The sequence below is a fragment of the Sphingobium yanoikuyae genome, from assembly GCF_013001025.1.
In the GTDB taxonomy this organism is placed as follows: Bacteria; Pseudomonadota; Alphaproteobacteria; order Sphingomonadales; family Sphingomonadaceae; genus Sphingobium; species Sphingobium yanoikuyae_A.
In genome coordinates, this window is the sequence record NZ_CP053021.1 from 3,544,965 (window position 1) to 3,569,402 (window position 24,438).

The window sequence follows — 24,438 nt, forward strand, 5'->3', positions numbered from 1 at the left end:
GGAACGTCCTTAAACTTGGAAGGCGGCGACGAGGCCGGATGCGGGGGCGAAATTCCAGTCGGCGATGCGGCCGGTCGACAGTTCGACCTGCCAGCGGTCCGCATCGGCCGGGCGCCAGGCGACGGGGCTGGTGCCGAGGTTGAAGACGCAGAGGCGCTGCTGCCCGTCCTGCATCCGTTCGAAAGCGAGCAGATCGTCCGGCGTATCGAGAAAGGTGATCGTGCCGCTGCGCAGCGCCGGGGTGGCGTTGCGCAGGGCCAGCACCTCGCGCGTCCAGTGGAGCAGTGAGGCGGGGTCGGCTTCCTGCGCATCGACGGCGAGCGGGCGATGCGCCTCCCCCACCGGCAGCCAGGGCCTAGCATCGGAGAAGCCGAGCCACGGGGCCGCGCCGGTCCAGGGCATGGGCGTGCGGGCGCCGTCGCGCGACAGGGTCAGCGGCCAGTTGGCGATCGCTTCGGGATCCTGTAGATCCTCGAACGCGATATCGACCTGCGGCAGGCCCAGTTCCTCGCCATAATAGAGGAAGATATTGCCGCGCAGGCAGGCGAGCAGCAGCATCTTCATCCGGCAATAGGCATGGGCGTCGATGTCGCCGGCCCAGCGCGAGACGGCGCGCGGCGCATCATGATTCTCGAACGCCCAGCTGGGCCAGCCAATCCCCTGCTCCGCCGGCCAGCGCGACAGCGCGTCTTTCAGGAACGGCGCGGTCAATTTGGGGGCGTAGAGGAAGTCGAAGCCATAGGCGGTGTTGAGGCGATGATCGCCCTGGGTGAAGGCCTTCATCTCCGCATCGCTGTCATCCCCGCCGACTTCGGCGACGGTGAAGCGATCGGGATATTCGTCGAACACCGACCGCACCTTTTCCAGGAACAGCGGAATGTCCGGGTGGCTCTGGCTGTAGCGCTTGATCTGGAAATCATAGGGACGCGTGCGGATACGGCCGTCTTCGGGCGCGGGCGGATTGTCGCGCAGTTGCGGGTCGGGCATCGAATGGTTGATCGCATCGATGCGGAAGCCGTCGACGCCGCGGTCGAGCCAGAAGCGCACGATATCCAGCACCGCCGCCTGCACCTTTCCATTGTGCAGGTTGATCTGCGGCTGCTCCTTCAGGAAATTGTGCATATAGTACTGGCCGCGGCGCGCGTCCCAGGTCCAGGCCGGGCCGCCAAATACCGACTGCCAGTTGTTGGGCGGCGTGCCGTCGGGCTTGGCATCGGCCCAGACATACCAGTCGGCATGGTCGTTCTGGCGGCTGGAGCGGCTTTCGATGAACCAGGGATGTTCGTCGGAGGTATGGGCCCAGACCTGATCGACGATGATGCGCAGGCCCAGATCATGGGCGCGGGCGATCAGCGCGTCGAAATCGGCGAGCGTGCCGAAGATCGGATCGACATCGCAATAATCGGACACGTCATAGCCGAAGTCGCGCATCGGGCTCTTGAAGAAGGGCGAGAGCCAGATGGCGTCGACGCCGAGCGAGGCGACATAGGGAAGATGGGCGGTGATGCCGGCCAGATCGCCGATGCCGTCGCCATTGGAGTCGGCGAAGCTGCGCGGGTAGATCTGGTAGATGGTGGCGCCGCGCCACCAGGGAGTCAGTGCGTCGGTCATTGCGGATTAGCGCTCCGTACAGCGCAGACGCTGTAGCCAAGGGGAGGAAGGTCGAGGGCGAGGCTGCCGGGCGCGGACGCGCGCGGGGCACAGGCCGCGCCGGCAAGGGTATCGAAGGCGGTGGAGGCGGTATCCACCTGGACCTGCGCCCTGATCGGCGCGGTCGATGTGTTGAAGGCGATCAGATATTCAGCGCCCGTGTCGGGATCGAAGCGGGAGACAGCGAACAGGCCCGGCTCGTCGCCGCGCGCCCGGATCGTCTCGCTGCCCCGGCGCAGCGCGGCATGGCCGGTGCGCAGGCGGGCGAGCGCCGCAATCTCGCGATAGAGCGGATGGGCGGGGTCGAAGCGCGCGGTGGCGGTGGTGGCAGTGCTGCCGAGCAGGCGATTATCGTTATAGCTCGCCACCTGGCTGCCGAACATATCCTCGCGCGCGTCCTGATCGCCGCCATCGCCGACAAAACCCTGTTCATCACCATAATAGATGGTCGGCACGCCGCGCAGCGTCAGCAGCATGGCGTTGGCGAGCATCACCCGGCGCAGCACCTCATCCTCGCCGGCCTGCGGGAAGGCGCGGCGGACGAAGGTGGCGAAACGGCCGGCGTCATGATTGCTGACGAAGGTCGGCAACTGGCGCGCGGTGGCAGCGCCCCCCTGATAGAGGGCGTCGCCGGTCAGCATGCGTTCCCAAGTGGCGGTCGCCGCCTTGCCCGCGACGGTTTCCAGTGCGGCCTGGCGAAAGGCGAAGTCGAGCACGGCGGGGAAGCCACCTTCGCGGGTGTGCCAGGCGAGCGGGCCGGCATCGACCGTCTCGACATAGACTTCGCCAAAGACATGGAAATTGGGGATGCCACGCGCCTTGGCCCGCGCCTGCATGGCGGGGACGAACTGCTGCCAGAAATGCGGATCGACATGCCGGGCGGTGTCGATGCGGAAGCCGTCAATGCCGAAGCGGTCGATCCAGCCGCCGAAAATGTCGATCATGCCGGCGATCACGCGCGGATGTTCGGTCATCAGGTCGTCGAGCCCGGCAAAATCACCCATGGTCGCGCTCTCGCCCGAATAGGTCGTCTCGCCGCGATTATGATAATAGCGCACATCGTTGAGCCAGGCCGGGTTCTTCACCGCCTGCTCGCCCTTGGGCACGAAGGGGGTGTAGGCGTAGGCGGGATCGGTAAGTTTCGCGAAATTGGCGTCGCTGTGATCGGCATCGCCGGTGAAGCCGGGATTGATCGCCGCGCCGGCCACGCCGCCGCGCCGCTGATAGGGATAGTCCGCGCGCGACCGATAGGTGCAGAGGCTGTCGGCGCATTCGCGATATTGGATCACGTCAGCCGTATGGTTGGCGATGATGTCCATATAGACTTTCATCCCCCGGCCATGGGCGGCCTTCACCAGCGCAGCGAAATCCGCGTCGGTGCCGAAATGCGGATCGACATGCTCGAAATCGGTGATCCAGTAGCCGTGATAGCCGGCGCTTTCCTGGCCCTTGGGGCCCTGCACCGGCTTGTTGCGGAAGATCGGGCCGACCCAGATGGCGGTGGCGCCCAGCCCCTGAATATAGTCGAGCCGGCGGATCAGCCCCTGGATGTCGCCGCCATGGTAGAAGCCCTTGGACGCGGGATCATAGCCGGTCTGGAGCCGGTCGCCCTTGAGGCCGCCCTTGTCATTGGCGGGGTCGGCATTGTCGAACCGGTCGGGCAGGACGAAATAAATGACTTCATCTTCGGGCAGGCGGGCGCGAAAGCCGTCATCCTGTGCCATCGCCGGAGCGGGAAGCGCGCAGAGCGCAGCCAGCAGCATTGCCGTTCGTCCGCGCATGGCCTTCATCCCTCCCATTGCCGCTTGTGCCCGATTGCCGCGGCTTGGCCCCTTCTTAGTCGGCGGGGACAGGGCGGGCCAAGGGAGCGGCATACGTATTCAGACCGGTTTCAAACCCTTCTATTCCCAATGGAGACTCGCTGGCGTAGGGTCGCGCCATGGCCGCCAACGACAAAGTGACATCCTTCGACATCGCCACGCTGGCCGGCGTGTCCCAGCCGACCGTGTCGCGCGCGCTGCGCGGCGACAAGACGGTGAGCGAGGCGACGCGGCTGCGGGTCGAGGCGATCGCCCGGCAGCTCAACTATACGGTGGACAAGAATGCATCCTCGCTGCGGCGGGGCAAGAGCAATACGCTGGCGCTTTTGTTCTTCGAGGATCTGCTGCCCGACGAAAGCTGGATCAATCCCTTCTTCCTGTCGATGCTGGGGCCGATCCTGCAGACCTGCGCCAAGCGCGGCTATGATTTGCTGACCAGTTTCCAGCAGCTGTCGACCGACTGGCATGTCGATTATGAGGATAGCCGCAAGGCCGACGGCATCATCCTGCTGGGCTATGGCGACTATGAAATCTATCGCACCCGGCTGGAGCAGCTGGTGGCGCAGGGCACGCATTTCGTGCGCTGGGGGTCGGTCGACCAGCATGCGCTGGGGATGACGATCGGCTGCGACAATCGGCGCGGCGGGCGCGACGCGGGCGCCCATCTGATCGCGCGCGGATGCAGCCGGATCGCCTTTCTGGGTGACGCCTCGAGCCATTATCCCGAATTTCGCGACCGCTATGCCGGCCTGTCCGACGTGCTGCGCGAGGCCGGCCATGCGGTCGACCCCGGCCTGCATGTCGACGCGCTGTCGACCGAGCAGTCGGGTTATGAGGCGGCGAGCCGCCTGATCGCGCGCGGCGTGACGTTCGACGCGATCTTTGCCGGGTCCGACCTGATCGCGATCGGCGCGATGCGGGCGCTGGACGAACATGGGCTGTCGGTGCCCGGCGACGTCGCCCTGATCGGCTTCGACGATATCCCGGCCGCCAGCCTGACACGGCAGCCGCTGACCACCGTGGCGCAGGATTATCTGCACGCGGGCGAAGTGCTGGTCGACGCGCTGATCGGCCAGATCGACCGCAAGCCGGTCACGCCGACCTTGCTGGCGCCCCGGCTGATCACGCGGATGACGGCTTAGAATTTTCCTCCCCTCCCTCTCAGGGAGGGGTTGGGGGTGGGTAGGCGAGCGGAGCGAGCCTTGCTAGCTTGGCCTCATGCGCCGCGTTCCTGAACATCTGACGGCCAATGCCCGCGCGCTGCGCAACGGCCAGACCGATGCGGAGCGGATGATCCGGTTGCGCATATCCCGCTATCGCCCGCGCTTCACGAGGCAGTTGGTCATCGGCCCCTATATTGTCGATCTGGCATGCCGTTCGGCGAAACTGGCGATCGAGTTCGACGGGAGCCAGCATCTGGATGCGCAGGCCTATGACGAACGTCGCTCCCTGTTTCTAAGGGAACAGGGCTGGACGGTGTTGCGCTTCTGGAATGGCGACGTGATCGAGAATCCGGATGGTGTGGTGGAGGCTATCTTGAACAGGGCCGCCGAGTGCCTCGGCGGCACCCACCCCCAACCCCTCCCTGGAAGGGAGGGGAGACGAAAGACTTGATCTCCCTCCCCCCAAAGAAAAACGGACCGCCCTCCCCTCTAAGGGGTGGCGGTCCGGGGAGGGGAATTACCCGCGTGCAGTCGGGCAATCCGGGGAGGAATTTCAGAACTTGCCCGACCGGCGCAAAGGCCGGTCAGAATTTGCCCGATCGGCCGCAGGCCGATCAGAACTTATAGGTCAGGCCCAGATAATAATCGCGGCCGTAGCGCTGATAGTCGATGACCTGGCGCTTATCGCCATTCTGATAGGTGACGAAGGGCTGGTCGGTGAGGTTCTTGCCCTGGAGCAGGATCGACAGGCCGGTGAGCGGCCCCGACTGGAATTCATAGCCGATCTGCGCGTCGAGAATGCCCTCTGCCTTGGCGGTGCGGAAGGTCGGCGCGGCCGAGAGGCCGGCGACTTCGCCCAGGAAGGAGGAGCGATAGCGATAGGAGACGCGCGCCTGGAAACCGCTCTTTTCATAATAAGCGGTGCCGCTGGCGACCCATTTGGACAGGCCCGGCAGGGTGACGACATCGGTCGGGTTGCTGCCATATTTGACTTCGCTGTGGGTGTAGGAACCGCTGGCGAAGATGCCGAAGCCATCAAGCGTTTCGCTGAACACCTTGAACGGCAGCGAGACGGTGCCTTCCGCACCCATGATCGTGCCCTTGCCGGTGTTGGCCGGGGCCTTCAGCAGGCCGATATAGCTGCCGTCGGCGATGATCTGGTTGCGGATGTCGGCAGGCAGCGAGGCCAGCACGTCCGAGAAATCATAGGCGATATTGTTGTTGGGATCGACGAAGTCGGTCAGATTCTTGAAATAGCCCGCGAGCGAGACATAGCCGCCGCCCGGAAAATATTTCTCGATCGACAGGTCGATATTGGTCGACTGATAGGGACGCAGCGCGATGTTGCCGCCGTTCGAGCTGAACGGGCTGTACTGCGGGTCGGAGCCGAGGCCGACATTGGCCAGGTTGAAATTATATTCCTGGTTGATCCGTTCCTGGTCCATGCGCGGACGCACCATGGTCTGAGCCGCGCCCATCTTCACAAAGAAGCCGGGTTCCAGCTCGACCGAGAACTGCGCGCTGGGCAGGAAATTGGTGAAACTTTCCCTGCCCGAGGCCGGGACGACGGTGACGACGCCGTTGGAGAAGTTGGAGATGGTGCCGGTCGACGCCTGGCGGGTGTGGATCACCTGCACGCCGATCGCGCCCTTGAGCGGCTTGCCGCCCAGATCGCCGTCCAGCGTCATCTTGGCATAGCCGGTGAAGACATCTTCCTTCACGACATTGTCGCGCACCAGCGACGAGGGGCGATTGTCGAACACGGCGTCGAGCGTGTTGTTGTAGAGATAGAGCGGATCGAGCGTCAGCATCGCCGGCACGCCCAGATAGTCGAGCGAGACATTCTTGCCGAGCAGTGCCTCCTGCGGCACCGGGGCCGAGCCGGGCGTGCCGTTGGCGATGGTGCAATCCGTGCCGCCGGTGGGGCAGAGGAAATAGCTGGTATAGGCGCTGGTCTTCTTGCGCCGGCTGTAATTGCCGCCGACTTCCCAATTGCTGAAGATGCTGCCCGAAATGTCGCCGACCAGGTTGGCGCGGAACGACTTCATGTCGTCGATGAACTTGGGCCGGTTGAGGAAGCCCGCCTGCACGACGGCGGTGGTGCCGTTATAGCCCCAGCCATTGGGGTCGGTCAGGCTGATGACGTTGGTGTCGGTATAGTCGAGCGTCGGCACGATGCTGAACAGGCCGTTCGACTGGCGCTCGACGCGCACCGTGTCGGACACGCCCGACCGCAGATAGCCGGTGCCCGAATAGGTTTCGAGCAGGAAGTCGGTGCGCTTGGCGCGCGACCAGCTGGCATCGACATTGAGCTTGAGTCGATCGTTCAGGCGGATGTCGTTGTTCCAGCCGAGCGAAATGGTGTCGGCCTTGCGCTTGTTATAGTCGTTGCGCTGGACGCCATAGACGTTGGAGAAGGTGGCGCCGGTGACGAAGCCATTTTCGACGGTCACGTCGCTGACGCCGACGTCCGTGCCCCAGACGAGCGGGAATTCGATGCCGCGCAGGCGCTGTTCTTCCTCGAAATGCGAGGCGAGCACGTCGAAGGTCGAGTGGAAATTGTCGCTCGGCTGCCATTCCAGCGTGCCGACCATGCCATAGCGCTTGAGCAGGTTCGACTGCACATAGGGCTTGGCGCCGCCGATGATCAGATTGCCGTCGGCATCGGTGGGATAACCCCAGGCGTTGAAACGCTCATTCTGCGACGGGGTCTGCGAGGCGGCGAAGCCCAGCGACAGGCCCAGCGTGTCGTCGGCAAACTGATCGACATAGGTGGCCGAGGCGCGATAGCCATAGCGTTCGCCATCGGGATTGAGCTTGTCCATGCCATTCATCTGGCCGCGCAGCGACACGGCGAGGATGCGGTCATTCTTGTCGAGCGGACGCAGCATGCGCAGGTCGACCGTACCGGAGATGCCGGCGGCGATCAGCGCGGCGTCGGCGCTCTTGTAGACATTGACGTTCTGGAAGAATTCCGAGGGATACTGATCATATTCGACGCCGCGATTGTCGCCGACGGTGACCTGTTCGCGGCCATTGAGCAGGGTGGTCGAGAAGTCCGGGCCAAGGCCGCGGATCGACAGGCGCTGGTCGCGGCCTTCGAGGCGCTGGGCGGTGACGCCGGGCAGGCGGGCGAGCGAGTCCGCGATCGACACGTCGGGCAGCTTGCCGACATCTTCGGCCGAGATGGAATCGACGATCAGCACGGAATCGCGCTTCACCTTGGCGGCGGAGGCGAGCGAGGCGCGGATGCCGGTGACGACGATGCCTTCGGATTCGCCGGCGGCGGGTGCGGCGGGCGTCGCGGTTTCGGCGTCGGTCTGCGCATGGGCGACCGCGGCGAACGAGAAGGAAGCCCCTGCCAGCAGCGCAGCGCGCAGGACGGTATGACGGAATTGATGCATGACAGTGATCCTCCCCAGGACGCATCTTGAGCGTTTCTTGCCGACATGTGTCGGTCTGGTTCAAATAGCGCCGCCCCCGACCCTCTGCACAGATTCCAGCATACGTATTCAGCCATATTCACGACATGCCCGGTTACCGTAGCGGAAATGGCCGAAATAGCGGGTTCAGCCGTGCGATAGGGCCGATGGCATGGGCGCGGCCGCCGACAAAAATATGCGGCCGATGCTTGAAAGGGACGCGCACTTTCCTAGATTGGTCCTGTCACTCTTCCCCCCTTTGGAGTGACACCTCCCTGAACCTGGCCCCGTCGTCGAGCTTGCTCCGGCGGGGTTTTCTTTTGCCCGCCAGAGCGGGGCAGGATGCGGGTCAGGACGCGGGCAGGAAGCCGGCGCGTTGCAGCCGGGCGACCGAATCGCGCGCGACGGGGACGCTGAGCCCGCCATCCAGGGTGATGAGCCAGCTGCGCCCGGCGGGATCACAGCGCAGGATGGCGCGATGGGCGATCCACCAGCTGCGATGCACCTGCGCGCCGGCCACCCCCTCCATCTCCGCAATCGCGTCGCGCAGCCGCATCAGCAGCAATTCGCTGCCGCCCGCGCCATGGACGCGGACATAATGATCCTCGCTCTGCAGCGCCAGGATCGGCCCGGCAAAGCCGGCCGATAGGCGATGGCGCAGGGCGGGTTCGGTGGGGGATGTTGTGGCGGCGTATTCGGGAAGTGGGGCATCGGCGGGCGACGGCGCAGCGTGGCGCCGAGCCAGCCGCCGGTCGGTCTGTTCGGCCCAGTGGGTGACGACCAGCACGGTGAGCGCGCAGAGGAAGGAAAAGGGCAGCAGGCCGGTAAAGCCGTCTAGGTCGCGAAAGGCGGTGCGGCCGACATTGCGCCAGAGGAAGGCCAGCGGCACGACGCAGAGCGACACGCCGGAAAAGACGGTGATCGACACCGAAAGGTCGATCCGCCGCGCCAAGCCGCGCAGCAGCCAGATCGCCGGCCGGACAAGGATATAGGCCCCCATCAGCAGCAGCCACCAATGGCCGATCCGCCCCGGCAGCCCGTCGCGCATATAGGTGCCGAACGGCCCCATGAAGCCGATGATGCCGGCCAGCAGCAGCATCGCCCACAGCTCCAGCAAGATGCGTCGGTTGAAAATCGGCTATTCCCCTCTCCGCCCCGCTTTTCGCCCTGCCCGTTCGCGAAGCGCCGACTGGAAAATGCCCGGTTTTGCGGGGCATTGGCAAGCCCTCTTTCCGCGTAACGGATTGGCGCTTGCCGGCCGGCGGGCAGGTGCCATCAGCAGAGCGGACGGCCGCCCCGTGCCCCTGGGCCAAGGCCGAAACGAGGAGAGAATTTGGTGACCAAGCCCCCTTCCCGCCGGCTGCCCATCTTGGCGATGCTGCCCATCCTGATCGGCGGACTGGCGCTGGATGGCGGGCCGACCCTGGCCCGGCCTGGGGCGCAAGGCGCGCTGTTCGGCCAGCCGGTGATCCGCACCCTGCCATTGCCCGCCGACATGCGGCCGCAAAGCGCCACCTACACGCCGTCGGGCCGGATATTGCTGACCTATGCCAAGCCGGGCGAGAGCGATCCGCGGCAGATCAACCTCGCGATCATGGACGATGATGGCAGCCATATCCGCCCGATCTTCAGCGGGACGATTCCCGCCCGGCCGAAGGATAATGGCATCCGCTACATGGTGTTTGCCGACAATAAGCGCATCTTCCTGGGCGATTTCGTGATCGAATGCCCGACCAGCCTGGACGATTGCACGCAGGCGCAACTGGTGCCCGTCACCTATCCGCCGCAGGTGGCCGATGGCGCGCATATCTGGCATCGCTGGTCGGAAATGGTGGTGGCGCCGGACAATCGCCATATCGCCTGGACGACCTTGCTCGCCAATTACTCCGCCGCGGTGCTGACCGGCGAACTGACGCGCGGCCCGGACGGCTATGTCGTCACCCGGCCGCAGATCATCAGCAGCAGCGATCCCTTCCGCCCCGATCCCGCCCATGCCGATGGCGTCATCCCGTCGCCGATCCGTGGCGGCGAGGTGAAGCAATTCGTCCATGGCGGCAGCGCCCTGTCGCTGGTCGGCGCGGTGAAGCGCGACCTGCCCGATTCGGTGGTGATGGACCTGGCGAGCGGCAAGGTGACGCCGATCACCGACACGCCGGGCTATACCGAAACGACGATCTTCTCGCCCGACGAGCGGCTGGGCATGGTGATGACCACCCGCTTTTCGCAGACCGACCCGGCGATATTGGGGCTGATGCCCCGCCCCTATCCCGACAGCCTGAACATGGGGCTGAGCATGTTCGCCTATACCTATGCCGTCACCGGCGTGCGCACGGCGCGGCCGGGCAATGTCGGGCCGGCGCTGATCGACATCGCCCGGTCGCAGCGCGAGGTGGGGTATCAGGGCGCGAACCTCAGCAGCCAGGTCGACTGGGTATTTCATTCGCCCATGTCCTGGCATCCCGACAGCCGCCGGGCGACCTGGATCGAGGGGCTGCGCGGCAGCGAGACCAAGCGGGTCCAGATCGTCACCCTGCCCGGATACAAGGCCGGGCCGGCGGTCGCCCCACGCGCCGTGCCCGACAGCTTGCCCTATGGCGATACCGACCTGTCCACCCTGCCGGCGCTGGCGGGCAAGAGCCAGAATATCGACGTGAAGGTCTATGGCCGGCGGTCAGGCCATATCCAATATCGGCGCACGAGCGGCGCCATCGAGAAAATCTATGTCGATTTCAGCGACGACGGAAAGCAGGTCTATAGCGGGCGCGAGACGACGCAGATCAACATGCGCGGCCAGTCCAGCTACGAAGCGGACATCCGCCTGACCGGTCCCCGCCCCGGCATCATGAAGCTGCAGATGGCGTTCGGACCGCTGGGCGGCCCCAAGCCCGCCGCGATCGACTTCACGCCCCAAGCCGATGGCCAGCCGCGCAGCCGGGGCTTTGCCGAATATGGCGGCCGGCGCCTGAGCGTGGACCGGCTGGCGCCATGAAGAGCCGCCGGACGATCAGGCCATGGCGCTGATCGTCCGGCGGAAGCGAGTGAGTGCGATCAGGAAGAAGGCGATGCCGATCGCGGCGGTGGCGGCGAATTGCGGCCAGACGACGCCAATGCCGGCGCCCCGGAACAGGATCGCCTGACCCAGTTCGACGAAATGGGTGGTCGGCGCGAACAGCATCACATCCTGCACCAGCTTGGGCATGGATTCGCGCGGGGTGGTGCCGCCCGACAGCATCTGCAGCGGCAGCAGGACAAGGATCATCAGCATGCCGAATTGCGGCATGTTGCGCGCCAGCGTCGCGAGGAAAATGCCCATCGAGGTTGTGGAAAACAGCACCAGCGCAGCGCCCGCGAAGAAGAGCGCCAGCGATCCGGCGACGGGCACGTGCATCAGCCCCTGCACCACCAGGTTGATCGACAGGGACGAGGCGAGTAGCACGACCAGCCCCATCGACCAAACCTTTGACAGCATGATCTCGAACGGGGTGACCGGCATCACCAGCAGATGCTCGATCGTGCCATGTTCCCGCTCGCGGATCAGCGCCGCGCCGGTGAGGATGATCGACAGCATCGCGATCTGGTTGATGATCTGCGCCAGCGCACCGAACCATGTATGGTTGAGCGTCGGGTTGAAGCGCCCCCGCACCGCCAGGTCGACCTTTGGCACGCTATTGGCGCGATAGCGGTTGACGAATTCATTCACTTCGGCGGTCGCGATCTGCTGCACATAGCTGCTGCCCGAAAATGCCTGGCTCATGCGCGTGGCGTCGGTGTTGAGCTGGATTTCCGCCGTCCGGCCGGCCAGCACGTCGCGCTGGAAGCCATGGGGTATGTGGAGGACGAAGGTGAAGTCGCCCGCGTCCATGCCCGGATCGATCTGCGCCGGCGCAATCATCCGGGGCAGCGTGAATTGCGGCGGATAGAAAGCGGCGACGATCCGCTGCGACAGGGGCGATTCATCCTCATCGACGATTGCGATGGCTGCATTGTGCAGCGTTTCCGGCTTGGAATTGGCCGAGGTATAGATGGAGACGGTGAAGACGAACAGGATTAGCACCAGCATGATCGGGTCGCGCCACAGGCTCCACAGCTCCTTCACGCCCAGCCGGTAGATGTTGGAAATCGTCGCAAGCATGGGCGTCAGGCCTCCTGCTTCTTGAGCAGCATGATCGCGATGCCGACGATCAGCGGCGCGGAAATGGCGAGCGGCAGGAAGGAGCCGGCCAGGTCCGAAAAGCCCAGCGCCTTGGCAAAGACGCCGCGGCTGATGGTGAACATGTGGCTGCCGGGATAGATGTCGCCGATGATCCGCGCGCTGCCCTCCATCGAGGAGACGGGGTCGGTCATACCGCCATAGGTGGTGGCCGGGATCATCGTGCCGATCATCGCCAGGAACATCGCGGCGATCTGGCTGCGCGTCACGGCCGAGGCGAGCAGGCCCATGCCGGTCGCGGTGACGCAATAGATGGCGGCGGCCAGCAGCAGGGTCGGGAAGCTGCCCTTCACCGGCACGCCGAAGATGAAGATCGCCATCAGCACCATCAGCAGGAAGTTGACAAGCGCCAGCACGACATAGGGAAGCTGCTTGCCGAGCAGGAATTCGCTGCGGCTGACCGGCGTCACATAAAGGTTGATGATCGATCCGATCTCCTTTTCGCGCACCACCGCCAGCGCGGTCAGCATCGCCGGCAGCATGAGCAGCAGCAGCGGGATGACGATCGGCACCATCGCCGGCAGGCTCTGCACATCGGGATTGTAGCGATAGCGGTTCTCGATCGAGAAGCTGCTGCCGACCGCGCTGCCGCGCGCGGCCGCCTGCTGGCTCAGCCAATGCTGGTGCAGCCCCTGGATATAGCCCTGCACCGTTTCGGCGCGCTGTGGATTGGCGCCGTCGAACCAGGCGCCGACCGTGACCTGCCGCCCGGCCGTGATATCCCGGCCGAAGCCCGGCGGAATCTCGATCACCAGCGCCAGTTCGCCATCCTTCATGCGCCGGTCGAGATCATCATAATCGCGGATCGGCGCATGTTCGACGAAATAGGAGGAGCCGGAAATGTCGAGCGCATAATTCTGGCTGAGGATGCTGTTGTCGCGGTCCAGCACGGCATAGTTCAGCTCGTTGATGTCGGTGGTCATGCCGAAGCCGATCACCAGCATCAGGATCAGCGAACCGATCAGCGCGAGCGTCGCACGGACCGGATCGCGCTGCAGTTCCAGCATCTCGCGCCAGGCATAGGTGAGCGCGCGTTGCGGGCTGAAGCCGCGCCTTATCGTGCCATGTTCCGCCTGCGCCATGTCCTTGAGCGCGCTTTCCTCGTCGGGCGGGCGGGTGTCGCCGCCGGCATCGACCAGATAGCCGATGAAGGCCTGTTCCAGATCGGGCGCGCCGCGCTTCTCGATCAGGCGCGCGGGCGCATCGCTGTCCAGCACATGGCCCGCATGCATCATCGACATGCGATCGCAGCGCATCGCTTCGTTCATGAAATGGGTGGAGATGAAGATCGTCACCTTGTCGCGGCGCGACAGCTCCGCCAGCAATCGCCAGAAGCCGTCGCGCGCCACCGGATCGACGCCGGAGGTCGGCTCGTCCAGGATCAGCAGTTCCGGCTTGTGGACCATCGCCACCGCAAGGCTGAGGCGCTGGCGGATGCCGAGCGGCAGGCTGTCGGGCAGTTCCTCCATCACCGGACCAAGATCGAACCGATCGGCCATTTCCGCGACGCGGGCGGGAATATCCTCGCGCGCGACATGGAAGAGATGGGCGTGAAATTCCAGATTCTGGCGGACGGTGAGTTCGGTGTAGAGCGAGAAGGCCTGGCTCATATAGCCGACCCGCTTGCGCGTAGACATGTCGTCCGGGTCCACTGCATTGCCGAACAGCCAGGCCTTGCCCTCGGTCGCGGGCAAGAGGCCGGTCAGCATCTTCATGGTGGTCGACTTGCCGCAGCCATTGGACCCCAGGAAACCGAATATCTCGCCCCGGCGAATGCGGAAGCTGACATGATCGACCGCGGTGAAATCGCCAAAGCGCATGGTCAGGCCCTGCGCCTCGATCGCGATGTCATCCTCGCTGGCTTCGAGCGGCGGGATGATGACCGGCTCATGGCCGCGCTTCTTCTCCTCGGGCAGCAGCGCGATGAAGGCCTCCTCCAGCGAACTGGTGCCGGTGCGCGCGAAAATCTCAGCCGGGGTGCCGGTGTCGAGGATCTGCCCGTCATCCATCGCCACCAGCCAGTCGAAACGCTGCGCCTCATCCATGTAAGCGGTGGCGACGATGACGCTCATCTGCGCCTGGGTCTGGCGGATGTCGTTGATGAGATCCCAGAATTGGGCGCGGGCCAGCGGATCGACGCCGGTGGTCGGCTCGTCCAGGATCAACAGGTCGGGATCATGGATCAGCGCACAGCACAGGCCGAGCTTCTGCTTCATGCCGCCCGACAGCTTGCCCGCCGGCCTGGCAAGGAATGGGTCGAGGCCGGTGGCGCGGGTGAGCGCATCGATCCGCCTTCGCCGCTCCGCCCCGTCATGGCCGAACAGGCGGCCGAAAAACTGCAGATTCTCCTCGACCGACAGGGTGGGATAGAGATTCTTGCCCAGCCCCTGCGGCATATAGGCGATGCGCGGGCAGACATCGCTGCGATGGCGCTTGTCGCGCATGTCCCCGCCCAGCACATGGACATCGCCATCCCGGATGACATGGGCGCCGGCGACGAGGGAGAGCAGGCTGGACTTGCCCACGCCATCGGGGCCGATCAGGCCGATCATCCGCCCACCCGGTATGTCGAGATCGATGCCGCGCAGCGCCTGCGTCTTGCCATAATGGAGGCGGACGCCGGACAGGCGGACGACCGGATCGACCGTTGGCGCGCCGATGGGGGCGGGCTGGTTCACTGGACCGCCCGCGATCCTTCGGGAAGGGCGCGGACCGCGAGCGAGGCGGGCCAGGCAACGCCCGGATTGATCCGGACATAGGCCATGCCGGGCAGGCCGGTCTTCACCTGGGCGATATGCTTGCGCAGCAGCGCCGGATCGATCCGGGCCTTGACCCGGAACATCATTTTCTCGCGCTCGCTCTGGGTTTCGACCGTCTTGGGCGTGAACTGGGCGACGTCGGCGACGAAGCTGATCCGCGCCGGGATCGGATAGTCGGGAATGGCATCGAGCACGATCCGCGCCTCGCTGCCGATGGCGACACGGCCGGCGGCGGTAGCGGGCAGGAAGAAGCTGATCGTCACGTCGGACAGGTCGACCAGGCTCAGCACCCGGCCACCGGCCGTCACCACCTCGCCGGGCTGGGCGACGCGATACTGGACGCGGCCGTCGCGTGGCGCGCGCAGGCTGCTGTCGTTGATGTCCGCCTCGATCCGCTGGATGGTGGCACGGCCGGCCTCCACGCGGGATCGCGATCCGATCACCTGGTTGCGGGCATTGGTGATGGCGACCTCGGCCGAGGCAAGCTGGGCACGGGCCGCCTCTACGGCGGCGGCGGCGCCTTCGGTCTGGGCGGCGTCGTCATCGCGTTCCTGCACTGCGGTCGCGCCTTCGCGGGCCAGGGTTTCGGACCGGGCGAGGCGCTTGCGCGAGGCGTTGAGTTCGGCGATGCGCTGGCGCACCACGGCCTGGGCCGCGGCCTTCTCGCTCTCGCGCTGGGCGACCTGGGTCTGGGCGACGAGGACGGCATTCTGCGCCTCTGCCAGTTGCGCGACGGCCTCGGTCCGCTGTGCGTCCAGTACATCGACATCCATATGGGCGACGATCTCGCCGGCCTTCACCAGTTGCCCCTCATCCGCGACGATATCCTTGATCCGCCCGGCGGATTTGGAGGCGACGTCGATTTCTGTCGCTTCCAGCCGGCCGTTGCCGCCGACAATGCCTTCGGGCAGGCCGGCCGGCTTCAGCAACGTCCAGAGCAGGAAGGCAATGCCGGCCACCGCCGCGATGATCAGGCCCCTGACGATCCAGCGCTTGTTCATGCTCATGGTTCCCCCTGGTTCCCGGACGGGGCGGCCGCGATGCCGCGATTGACAACAAAGCCACCACCGAGGGCAGCATAGAGGCTGACGATGCTGGAGAGTTCCCCCCGGCGAAGCTGGACCAGCGCCTGTTCCGCATCGAACAGGTCGCGCTGGGCATCGAGCACTTCGAGATAGGTGGAGCGGCCATTGTCGAAGCGTAGTTGGGCGAGGCGCGCCCGTTCCCGCTGGGCATCGACCAGTTGGCGCGTGGTGCCGATCTGCAGGGCGATCTGGCGCCGCCGGACCAGCGCGTCAGACACATCGCGAAAGGCGGACTGGATCGTCTTTTCATAGGTAGCGACGGCCTCATCCCGGCGCGCCTGCGCCACGTCCAAATTGCCCTTCAGCCGGCCGGCGTTGAACAGGGGCAGACGGATCATCGGCGAAAAGCTCCACACCTCGCTATTGCCGCCGAACAGCCCGTCCAGATCCGGGCTGGTCGTGCCATAGGCGCCGGTCAGGCTGATATTGGGGAAGAAGGCGGCGCGGGCGGCACCGATATTAGCATTGGCCGCGCGCAGCTGATGCTCGGCGGCAACGATGTCCGGCCGGTTGGTGAGCAGTTCGGCCGGCAGGCCGGCGGGCACCTGATAATCGCCGCCCGGCCCGGCCAGCCGCAGCGATCCGGGCGCAATCTCCACCGGCTGGCCGACCAGCAGCGCCAGCGCATTGCGATTGACCGCGCGGTCGAGGTTCAGCACATGCATGGTGGTGTCCGCCTGCGCCAGCAGCACCTGGGACTGGGCCAGGTCCAGCTTCGACCCCGACCCCACCTCATAGCGGCGGCGCATGATGCGCAGCGTTTCCTGCCGGGTGGTGATCGACTGCTGGGTAAGGGCGGCGCGCTCCTCATATTCGCGCTCCAGCAGATAGCCGAGCGCAACCTGCGCGATCAGGTCGGTCGCGACCGCGCGGCGAGATTCCTCCGACGCCAGAAACTGTTCGCGGGCGGCCTCCTTCAGATTGCGCAGCCGGCCCCAGAAATCGATTTCCCAGCTGGCGCTGAGTTGGGCGGTGATCGATTTCACGTCGACGATCTGGTCGCCGATCACCGGCAGGCTGTAGAAGGCCTGACCGCGCGTGCCCGTCGCCACCGCATCGAGCTGAGGATAGAGCGAGGCACCCTCGATCCGCCAGGCGCCGCGCGCCTGCGCCACGCGGGCGGCGGCGATGCGAATGTCGCGATTATTGGCCAGCGCCTGGGCGACCAGCCTGCGCAATTCGGGATCGGGAAAAACCTGCTCCCAGTCGCGCCCGGCCAGCGAAGCCCCGGCCGGCGTCGCCACGGCATAGCTGTCGGGCACCGGCAGGGATGGCTGAACATAATCGGGCGCAAAGGAACAACCGGTCAGGGAAAGAGCCAGAAGCATCGTCAAGGCCTCAGGGATAACCCTCCCCTTCACGCCATGACCTATCGCAAAATCGGAATTGCCAAGCGACACCAAGCACCCCTTTTCGAGCAACATGGACCCCTATTCAATCGATATAGCATCGACCGACTTCATCTATTCTCGATTTTGTGAGACATGATGCTTCAGAACATCACAAGGACTCACTAATAACTTATGCCTTTAATATATTTGTGTTTATCTACCACAACCAGTATCGTCAATCGCACCTGACCTGACCGCTCGCGCCGTTGCGAGGGGCGCAACGCGACAAGGGACGCAGGATGATCCGCAACCGCCGCGCGCAACCACGACACTTGCCCGCCCCCTGGTCGAGCCTGGCATGGCTGCTGGCTGTCCTGTCGCCTTCTTTTGCGACAAGCGCCCTGGCCGGGGAACCCGTAGAAACCCTGATAGGGCGGATCGCCCTGCCCGATGACCAGAATATGGCGAGCGTGGAACTGCGCTTCCTCAACATGGGCACGGCACCCGCCGCCATGCCGCTGCCCGACCGGGTCGAGGCGCGGGTGGAACAGGATGGCGCCGCGCGCCGGCTGTGGCTGCGCCGGGCGCCGGGCGTGCCGGAGACGGTGGAGATTGCGCCGGGCGGCTTTGCCCAGGCGCGCTATCAACTGGCCGCAAGCGACATGGCCGAGGGCGCGTTGCTGTCGATCCCGGCCTGGAATTCGCCGCAGGTTGCGCTGCATGGCGCGGCTGCCTCGCGGATGGCGGCCGCTTCGCCGGTGCCTGTCCCACCGCCGCCGCCGCCGCCCGGAACCCCGGTGCCGCCGCCGGTCGCGCCGCCGGCCGATCGCAGCGCCGGCAATGCCTTCATCGGCAATCTGGCGCCCTATGAGCCGATCTATGCGGTCTATGGCCCCGGCACCAATACCGATGCCCGGTTGCAGTTGAGCTTCGAATATCGGTTGTTCGGATCGCGCGATGCCGCGCATTTGCCCAGTTCCTGGCGGGACGGCCTGCATTTCGCCTATACCCAGCGCATGTTCTGGGATCTGGGCGCCAATTCCATGCCCTTCCGCAACATCGATTATCAGCCAGAGATCATCTATGTGACGCCGACCCGGATGCTGAAGAACGGCATGTCGCTGGCGCTGCAGGGCGGGCTTCGGCACGAATCCAACGGCCGGGACGGCGATGCGTCGCGCAGCATCAACAGCGTCTATGTCGCGCCGATGGCGGCCTTCTCGCTGGGCGAGGAACGGCGGCTGCTGGTGGCACCGCGCCTGACCTTCTATGTCGGCGACAAGTCCGACAATCCCGATATCGTCCGCTATCGCGGCCATGCCGGCCTGTTCCTGCAGGTCGGCGATGATGATGGGCTGCGCCTGTCGACCAACAGCCGGTTCAATTTCGGATCGGGCAAGGGCGCAATCAACGCCGACCTGTCCTATCCGCTGCCGCGCCTGCTGGGCGGTGGCCCCGATCTCTATTTGTTCGCTCAGGGATTTGCCGGATATGGCGAGAACCTGTTGGACTATAATCGTTCCATAACAAGATTGCGGATCGGCTTCGCGCTGGTGCGCTGACCGCCGGGTGGCTTGCCCCCGGCCGCTCGACGCGACTGAAAGGGAAGCCGATGTCCTCTGCCCCGCCCGTTGCCTGGCATGCGCTGCCGCCCGAAGAGGCGCTGGCAACGCTGTCCGTCGAAGCGACCGGGCTGGACCAGCGCGATGCCGAGGCCCGGCTGCGGCGCTATGGCCCCAATGCCCTGCCCGAAGCGCCGCGCCAGCATCCGCTGCTGCGATTCCTGGCGCATTTCAACAGCGTGCTGATCTATTTCCTGCTGGGTGCGGCGCTGATCGCGCTGCTGCTGAATCACGGCATCGATGCCGCCGTGATCCTGGCCGTGGTGCTGGTGAACGCGGTCGTCGGCTTCATCCAGGAGGGCAAGGCCGAAGAGGCGCTGGGTGCGATCCAGGACATGATCGCGCCGCATGCCATGGTGCTGCGCAGCGGCGAACGGCGCGTCGTGGCGGTGCCGGAACTGGTGCCGGGTGACATCGTGCTGCTGGAAGCAGGTGACCGGGTGCCGGCCGACATCCGGCTGCTGCGCGCCCGCGGCCTGCTGATCGACGAGGCGGCGCTGACCGGCGAATCGGTCGCGGCGGAAAAGCATCAGACGCTGATTGCCGCCGACGCCGGCATCGCCGACCAGAGCAACATGGCCTTTTCCGGCACTCTGGTCGCCGCCGGTCAGGCGACCGGGCTGGTGGTCGAGACCGGCAGCCACACCCAGATCGGCCGGATCAGCGGCATGCTGAAGGCGGTCGAGGTCAGCAAGACGCCGCTGGTGCGGCAGATCGATGATTTCGCCCGGCTGATGACCTGGTCGGTGCTGGCCGGCGCGGTCGTCCTGTTCCTGTTCGCGGTGCTGGCGCGCGGCTTCCACTGGATCGATGCGCTGATCGCGATCGTCGCCCTGTCGGTCGGCGTGGTGCCGGAAGGACTGCCCGCCGTCATCACCATCACGCTGGCGATCGGCGTGCAGCGCATGGCCGCGCGCCAGGCGGTGATCCGGCGCCTGCCGGCGGTCGAGACGCTGGGTGCCACGTCGGTGATCTGCACCGACAAGACCGGCACGCTGACCCGCAACGAGATGACCGTGCGCCATCTGCTGCTGCCGGGCGGCGACCTGCATGTCAGCGGATCGGGCTATGCGCCGACGGGCGCCATCAGCGTCGCTGGCGGCGGCGACGATGCGGAGGGGCTGGCCGATGCCGCGCCAATCCTGCGCTGCGGCCTGTTGTGTAACGATGCCCTGCTACGCCAAGCGGATGACGGCTGGACCGTGCAGGGCGACCCGATGGAGGGGGCATTGGTCGCGCTGGCGATGAAGGCGGGGCTGAGCGCCGACCATGTGCGCGGCGAATGGCCGCGGATCGACGAAATCCCGTTCGACGCCGCCTATCGCTTCATGGCGACGCTGCATCGCGCGCTCGATGGCAGCAGCGCCATCTTCATCAAGGGCGCGCCCGAAGCGGTGCTGGCGATGACCGGCGCGGATGCCGCCGCCTGGGACGCGCGGCTGTCGGCCGCCGCCGACCGGGGCGAACGCCTGCTGGGCTTTGCCGTCAAGCGGATCGCCGGAGCGCCCGACCGGATCGGCTTCGACGATCTGAAGAGCGGGGTCGAGCTGCTGGGGCTGATGGGCTTCATCGATCCGCCACGCGACGAGGCGCGGCAGGCGATCGCCCAGTGCCGGTCGGCCGGCATCGCGGTCAAGATGATCACCGGCGACCATGTCGGCACCGCCATCGCCATCGCACGCCAACTGGCGCTGGACGATGATCCCCAGGCGATGAGCGGCGCCGAGGTCGAGGCGCTGGACGATGCTGCGCTGGCGGCGCGGGTGCGCGATGTCGATGTGTTCGCCCGCTCCTCCCCCGAGCACAAGCTGCGCATCGTCCGCGCGCTCCAGTCGCACGGGCTGGTCGTCGCCATGACCGGCGACGGCGTCAACGACGCGCCGTCGCTCAAACAGGCCGATGTCGGCACGGCGATGGGGATCAAGGGCACGGAGGCCGCCAAGGAGGCGGCCGAGATGGTGCTGCTGGACGATAATTTCGCGTCGATCGTGGCGGCCGTGCGCGAAGGGCGCACCGTCTATGACAATATCCGCAAGGTCATCAGCTGGACCTTGCCGACCAATGGCGGCGAGACGCTGGCGGTGGTGATCGCGATCATCGCCGGCTTTGCCCTGCCGATGACGGCGACGCAGATATTGTGGATCAATCTGGTGCTGACGGTGACGCTGGGGCTGGTGCTGGCGTTCGAGCCGACCGAACCGGGGACGATGGAGCGGCGGCCGCGTGCCGCCGGTGCGCCGCTGCTTTCCCCCTTCCTGCTGTGGCGCATCATGCTGGTATCGGTGCTGATGGGGGCGATGGCGCTGGGGATATTCTTCTATGCCCAGCATGTCGGCCACGACATCGACACCGCCCGGACCATGGTGGTCAACATGCTGATCGTGGGCGAGATATTCTATCTGTTCAATGTGCGCTTCCTGCACATGCGATCGCTGACGCTGCGCGGCGCGATGGGCACGCCGATCGTGCTGGCGGCGATCGTGGCGGTGGTGATCGCCCAGCTGCTCTTCACCTATGCGCCGTTCATGCACGATATTTTCGACAGCCGGCCGCTGTCGCTGACCGACGGGCTGATGATCATCGGTCTGGGCGCGGCGATGTTCGCCGTATTGGAACTCGAAAAGCTGGCCGCCCATCGGCTCGCCTGGTTCGAGGATATCTGACCGCCATTATCCACAGTCCAACAGCCGCAGAAGAAGGAGGAAATCATGCCGACGACCATGCGAGCCGCGATTGCCAGGACGTTCAAGGCGCCGCTGACGATCGAGGAGATAGCGATACCCGAGCCGGGGCCTGGCGAGGTGCTGGTGAAGATCGTCGCCAGTGGCGTATGCCATACCGATCTGCACGCAATCGATGGCGACTGGCCGGTGAAGCCGACCCTGCCGCTGATCCCCGGCCATGAAGGCGTGGGCCATGTCGTGGCGCTGGGTGCGGGTGTCACCGACCTGAAGGAAGGCGACGCCGTCGGCATCCCCTGGCTGCACGATGCCTGCCGCGCCTGCGAATATTGCGAGACCGGCTGGGAAACGCTGTGCGAGCGGCAGCATAATACCGGCTATAGCGTCAACGGCACCTATGCCGAATATGCGATCGCCAGCGCGCCCTTTGCCGGCCGCCTGCCCGACACTGTCGATTTCGTGACGATGGCGCCGATCCTGTGCGCGGGCGTCACCGTTTACAAGGGGCTGAAGGAAACCGAGGCGAAGCCGGGCGAATGGGTGACCATTTCCGGCGTCGGCGGGCTGGGTCATGTCGCCGTGCAATATGCCAAGGCGATGGGCCTGCATGTCGTGGCGCTGGACATTGGCGAGAGCAAGCTGGAGCTGGCCCGGTCGCTGGGCGCGGACCTGGCGCTGGATGCGCGGGCCGACAATGTCGTGGCGGAAGTGCAGAATGCGACCGGCGGCGGCGCCCATGGCGTGCTGGTGACGGCGGTGTCGCCCCCCGCCTTTGCCCAGGCGATCGCCTGTACCCGCCGGCGCGCAACCGTGAGCCTGGTCGGCCTGCCGCCGGGCGATTTCCCGACGCCGATCTTCGACGTGGTGCTCAAGCGCGTGACCGTGCGCGGGTCGATCGTCGGCACCCGGCGCGACCTGGCCGAAGCGATCGCCTTCGCGGTCGAGGGCAAGGTGAAGGCGCATGTGACGCCCCGGCCGTTCGATGATGTGAACGCCGTGCTGGACGAATTGCGCGCCGGCAAGGTGGACGGGCGCATCTCGCTCACCCTGTAACGGGCGGGTGATGGCCGGGCGCGGGCGGTGCATGCCGCCCGCGCCGCCGGTCATCGGCGCGCTTCGAAGATGGAGATGCGGCGCGGCTGGCGCGGCTGCACCGCCTGGCCCAGTTCGCGTTGCAGCATGGCCAGCATCCAGGCGCGGTGCCGGGCCATGAATTCGGGAAAGCCCTCTGCCCTGGCCGGGTCGAACACCGGCACCTGCCAGTCGGCGGGCTGATCGAGATAGGGCGGGATCACGTCGCCCGCCGCCTCGGCCGGCAGGTCGACATGGCTGCCCCAGTAGCGATTGTCGCGGAAGCGGATAAATTGGGCCGGGGCGAAGCCCGCCTTGATCAGGTAATCGGGGCCTGACCGGCCGCTTTCGCTGCCATAGCGGGCGGTGCCGGCGACCTTGAAGTCATTTTCGACGATGCGGACATCCTGCGCCCAGCCATCCCAGTTGGTCGCCACCACCATCTGCACATCCATGCCCTTGCCGACATGGATCACATTCTTTTCCACCAGCACGTCGGAGACATTGCCGGCGAGCTGGAAGATGCGCAGCGCGTCGTTGCGGCTGACATTGTAGCGCGCGACGGTGCCGCGATTGCCCAGATTATCCTTGTCGTTGCGGCCGGGCGAACAGATCAGCAGGAAGCCGCCGGCATTGTCGTGGCTGTAATTGTAGAGCAATGTCGTGCGACGCGAATTGAAGTCGCTGTCAAAGCCCTGCCCGTCATAGCGGGTGCGGGTATAGGCGGCCTCGTTGAGCTGGATCAGACTGTTGTCGGTGCTCCACTGCCAGATGCCGGCATTATAGCCGGGTGCTCGGGCACCGGCATAGCGCACGATATTATGTTCGATCAGGGCGCCGTCGGTGCCGCGCGGGACGATGCCGTCGCCGCCAATATCCTCGACCAGATTGTCGCGGATCACGATCTTTTCGCTGGGGAACCAGTCCTTGGCGCTGATCCGGTCGGCGATGCCGGCAATGCCGGACCGGTCGACCTTCCAGACGATATTGCGTTCGATCACCAGATCCTGAAAGCGGGTCGGCAGCTTCTTGCCGGTCGCGCTGAAGACGATGCCGCCATTATCCTTGCGATCATTCACGCCGCGCACGTCGTGGATATACATGTCGCTGATGCGGATGCCGCGCGTCACGCCCCGGTCGACCGCCGAGACCAGCACGCCGAAACGCTGGGCCGGGGCGGGATTGTCGTTCGTGACTTCCAGCCCGCTGACGCTGACATATTCGGCGTTGATGACGCCCACGCCATGGGGCGAGACACCGCCGGCGTCGATGCGCGGCCGTGCGCCGGCGCCGAAGGCGGCGACGCTGATCGGCGCGCCGGAGCGGCCCGATCGGGTGATGGTGAGCGGCTCCTGCCAGCGCGATCCGGCCATCAGCAGCACCTGATCGCCCGGCATCAGCGGATAGTCGCGCACCCGCGCCAGACTGCGCCAGGGCTGGTCGGCGGTGGTGCCGGCGGCGCGATCATTGCCGGTGGCGCTGTTGACATAATAGGTCGTCGCCTGCGCCGCGGATGTCGCACCCGCGGTCAGGACCAGGAAAGGCAGGAAGATTGTCAGCGCCCGGCCATGCCGGCTTTTACCCATGATCATATTGCGCGCCATTCTATCGGTCGCGCGCTGAA

General features: G+C 65.7%; 15 protein-coding genes. 6 read left to right on the forward strand and 9 right to left on the reverse strand.

Going from position 1 to position 24,438, the window contains the following annotated elements; all coding sequences use genetic code 11:
• Positions 1–9: 9 nt before the first annotated feature.
• Positions 10–1,611, reverse strand: coding sequence for an alpha-amylase family glycosyl hydrolase (locus HH800_RS17160; protein WP_169861811.1), 1,602 nt, complete (start codon positions 1,609–1,611; stop codon positions 10–12).
• Positions 1,608–3,431 carry an alpha-amylase family glycosyl hydrolase gene (locus HH800_RS17165; RefSeq protein ID WP_169861812.1) on the reverse strand — a complete coding sequence of 608 codons (1,824 nt, stop codon included), beginning with the start codon at positions 3,429–3,431 and terminating at the stop codon, positions 1,608–1,610. Before HH800_RS17165 ends, HH800_RS17160 begins: the two co-directional genes overlap by 4 nt.
• A gap of 158 nt (positions 3,432–3,589) precedes the next feature.
• Here HH800_RS17165 and HH800_RS17170 point away from each other — a divergent pair, with 158 nt between their 5' ends.
• Both HH800_RS17170 and HH800_RS17175 read left to right on the forward strand, forming a co-directional pair.
• Positions 3,590–4,612, forward strand: a complete 1,023-nt coding sequence (locus HH800_RS17170) for a LacI family DNA-binding transcriptional regulator (protein ID WP_069337408.1) — start codon at positions 3,590–3,592, stop codon at positions 4,610–4,612.
• A 76-nt stretch (positions 4,613–4,688) separates the two neighbouring features.
• On the forward strand, positions 4,689–5,084 hold the full coding sequence (locus HH800_RS17175) for an endonuclease domain-containing protein (protein WP_169861813.1): 396 nt from the start codon (positions 4,689–4,691) through the stop codon (positions 5,082–5,084).
• 163 nt (positions 5,085–5,247) lie between these two features.
• On the opposite strand, the gene HH800_RS17180 is transcribed toward HH800_RS17175, so the two are convergent.
• Positions 5,248–8,037, reverse strand: coding sequence for a TonB-dependent receptor (locus HH800_RS17180; protein ID WP_169861814.1), 2,790 nt, complete (start codon positions 8,035–8,037; stop codon positions 5,248–5,250).
• A gap of 367 nt (positions 8,038–8,404) precedes the next feature.
• Positions 8,405–9,154, reverse strand: coding sequence for a LytTR family DNA-binding domain-containing protein (locus tag HH800_RS17185; protein WP_169863362.1), 750 nt, complete (start codon positions 9,152–9,154; stop codon positions 8,405–8,407).
• 237 nt (positions 9,155–9,391) lie between these two features.
• Here HH800_RS17185 and HH800_RS17190 point away from each other — a divergent pair, with 237 nt between their 5' ends.
• Positions 9,392–11,044 (forward strand): hypothetical protein, encoded by a 1,653-nt coding sequence (locus HH800_RS17190; RefSeq protein WP_169861815.1) that lies wholly within the window; start codon positions 9,392–9,394, stop codon positions 11,042–11,044.
• Positions 11,045–11,059: 15 nt separating this feature from the next.
• On the opposite strand, the gene HH800_RS17195 is transcribed toward HH800_RS17190, so the two are convergent.
• From HH800_RS17195 to HH800_RS17210, 4 genes are read right to left on the reverse strand one after another with little or no spacing between them, the layout of a single operon-like run.
• On the reverse strand, positions 11,060–12,187 hold the full coding sequence (locus HH800_RS17195; protein ID WP_169861816.1) for an ABC transporter permease: 1,128 nt from the start codon (positions 12,185–12,187) through the stop codon (positions 11,060–11,062).
• 5 nt (positions 12,188–12,192) lie between these two features.
• Positions 12,193–14,943 (reverse strand): ribosome-associated ATPase/putative transporter RbbA, encoded by a 2,751-nt coding sequence (rbbA, locus tag HH800_RS17200; RefSeq protein ID WP_169861817.1) that lies wholly within the window; start codon positions 14,941–14,943, stop codon positions 12,193–12,195.
• Positions 14,940–16,031 carry an HlyD family secretion protein gene (locus HH800_RS17205; protein WP_069335637.1) on the reverse strand — a complete coding sequence of 364 codons (1,092 nt, stop codon included), beginning with the start codon at positions 16,029–16,031 and terminating at the stop codon, positions 14,940–14,942. The genes rbbA and HH800_RS17205 overlap by 4 nt, the downstream gene beginning before the upstream one ends.
• Complete coding sequence (locus HH800_RS17210) at positions 16,028–17,437, reverse strand: efflux transporter outer membrane subunit (RefSeq protein ID WP_169863363.1); 1,410 nt, start codon at positions 17,435–17,437, stop codon at positions 16,028–16,030. The genes HH800_RS17205 and HH800_RS17210 overlap by 4 nt, the downstream gene beginning before the upstream one ends.
• A 302-nt stretch (positions 17,438–17,739) precedes the next feature.
• On the opposite strand from HH800_RS17210, the gene HH800_RS17215 reads away from it, so the two are divergent.
• Genes HH800_RS17215 through HH800_RS17225 form a run of 3 tightly spaced genes read left to right on the forward strand, consistent with a single transcriptional unit; the run spans position 17,740 to position 22,796 of the window.
• The gene (locus tag HH800_RS17215) at positions 17,740–19,002 is read left to right on the forward strand and encodes a phospholipase A (RefSeq protein ID WP_169861818.1); all 1,263 of its coding nucleotides are present in this window, start codon (positions 17,740–17,742) and stop codon (positions 19,000–19,002) included.
• 50 nt (positions 19,003–19,052) lie between these two features.
• Positions 19,053–21,725, forward strand: a complete 2,673-nt coding sequence (locus tag HH800_RS17220; RefSeq protein WP_169861819.1) for an HAD-IC family P-type ATPase — start codon at positions 19,053–19,055, stop codon at positions 21,723–21,725.
• 45 nt (positions 21,726–21,770) lie between these two features.
• Positions 21,771–22,796 carry a zinc-dependent alcohol dehydrogenase gene (locus HH800_RS17225; protein ID WP_169861820.1) on the forward strand — a complete coding sequence of 342 codons (1,026 nt, stop codon included), beginning with the start codon at positions 21,771–21,773 and terminating at the stop codon, positions 22,794–22,796.
• Positions 22,797–22,846: 50 nt separating this feature from the next.
• Here the strand turns inward: HH800_RS17225 and HH800_RS17230 are convergent, their stop codons facing one another.
• Positions 22,847–24,406 (reverse strand): right-handed parallel beta-helix repeat-containing protein, encoded by a 1,560-nt coding sequence (locus tag HH800_RS17230; protein ID WP_235681909.1) that lies wholly within the window; start codon positions 24,404–24,406, stop codon positions 22,847–22,849.
• Positions 24,407–24,438: the final 32 nt, after the last annotated feature.